The organism is Sinorhizobium medicae, assembly GCF_007827695.1.
GTDB lineage: Bacteria > Pseudomonadota > Alphaproteobacteria > Rhizobiales > Rhizobiaceae > Sinorhizobium > Sinorhizobium medicae.
Window position 1 is genome coordinate 1 of record NZ_VITA01000060.1, and the last position, 1,734, is coordinate 1,734.

2 protein-coding genes are annotated in these 1,734 nt (G+C 60.3%); both read left to right on the forward strand.

What is annotated here, in order from left to right:
- Window positions 1–682 precede the first annotated feature (682 nt).
- Window positions 683–904 (forward strand): tyrosine-type recombinase/integrase, encoded by a 222-nt coding sequence (locus tag FB009_RS33630; protein ID WP_267900206.1) that lies wholly within the window; start codon window positions 683–685, stop codon window positions 902–904.
- Window positions 904–1,095: a hypothetical protein gene (locus FB009_RS32525; RefSeq protein ID WP_018209602.1), complete on the forward strand. Its 192-nt coding sequence runs from the start codon at window positions 904–906 to the stop codon at window positions 1,093–1,095. The genes FB009_RS33630 and FB009_RS32525 overlap by 1 nt, the downstream gene beginning before the upstream one ends.
- Window positions 1,096–1,734 lie beyond the last annotated feature (639 nt).

Genomic DNA, 1,734 nt, shown 5'->3' on the forward strand with positions numbered 1-1,734 from the left:
CGTCTCCTCATAAGCATGATCAGCGCCGCAGCCAGGGCCATCATCCCTCCCGCCGCCCGGGCCACCATCTCCCTGAGCCCACAACATCCGAACCGCAACCTTGCTGCTCTCTTGGAAGATCGGGAACAGACAGGTCGCTCGCTACCGCTGGAAGGGATTTGGAACCTCCGATTTGTTCGACACGCCGGACTTCCCCGGCACCAACAAGCAAATCGAGGAAAACAGAGTAATAAAGCGAAAACGCAGACATCGCCGGAGTGCCGATGTTCGGATCAATTGGCTGCGACCACATGCCGATGGTCAAGCACTGGCTTGTTCAGCGGAATTATGCGGCCCCGACAATAGCTGAGGTGGTGCGCCTATTGGCATAGTAAGGCGATTGGGCGAGCGCCGCCGGCTTCGACGTCGAAACACTTGCCGCTGGTTTGAGCGCATCTGCATCCGTGTTCCAGGGTACCAATACTGTCCGTGCCACAGGGCGCTTGCCGCACCATTCGTCAGGTATCTGCGCGAGTGCAACGCTCTGGTGGCGGCCGTCGTCATTGGAGTCCGGCGCGAGGAATGGCTTCCGCTGCCCCAGGAAGTCGTCGACGCCATTCTCGCCCACATTGAGCGGGCAAGGCCGCGCAGTACGTCGACGCCAGTGATAACGGATATTGCACCGATCCGCCCACTCAGTATCGTGTGTCACGCACTAGACAGAGCGGGAATCGAAAGTGTCCATCGAGGTGCGCATGTGCTGCGCCACTCGGTGGCGACCGCGATGCTGCGTAACGGCGCAAGCCTTGCCGGCGTTGGAGCAGTGTTGCGTCACCGTTTTCCATCGACGACCGCGCTCTACGCCAAGGTAGATATCGGGCTCCTGTCCGAAGTTTCGCAGCCACATGGCGGGAGGTTGCCATAATGAGCGCTGACGTCACCCGCTATCTTACTCCGCGCGGTGCGCTCGGTTACAAGCTTGACGACGCCGAACGGTATCTTCGTGCGTTCGCGCGCATTGCAGCGGAGCGAGACGAGGACCACTTTCGTGCTGCAACGGTTCTCACATGGTTGCTCCCGGCAGCCGAAGCGCAAACGCCATGGCGCATCGCCTAACGGACCTGATCCAGTTTGCTTGCTTCATGCAGGCGGAGGATCCTCGGCACGAACATACCGCCCGCAGATCTCAAGCGGGCCACCAGTCGACCCGTTCCCTACATCTAACTGCGAACGAGATCGCGCGGATTGTCTATACTCCCGGCAATCTGAGGCACCAAAGGATCGCGGCAACGGCGCGGCAACGCGTAGTGCAGCGCGACAACCAAGATGAGACGTGATCTCAGCCAGATTGTCGCTCTACAGCGTAGTGTGCGGTTCGCCGCTATCAGGGCGTTCATGCGCTACCTCGAGCAAAAGGTGCCCTCTGCCCTGGAGTAGATCGGCCGAGTCCAGGCGATCCCGACTAAGCGCCATCACCAGAAGCTCATCCGCGGATGTAAGAGGATTGCGCGATTCTCAATGCGCCAGACCTCGCGATGCGGTCTGGCATCCGTGATCGGGCAATGATGCATCTCTAATTCGCCGGAGGCTCCGAACTAGTCGGCGTTCTGACGGAGAACCTGTCGCTTCGACACGGCGCGAGCGTGACGGTTCTGGGAAAGTGCCGCAAGGACCCTGCCTGCCGCTCTGGAAAGATACTGCGCGGGACCTCGCGCCTGGTTGAGCGGCGGCGCTGATCATGCTTATGAGGAGACA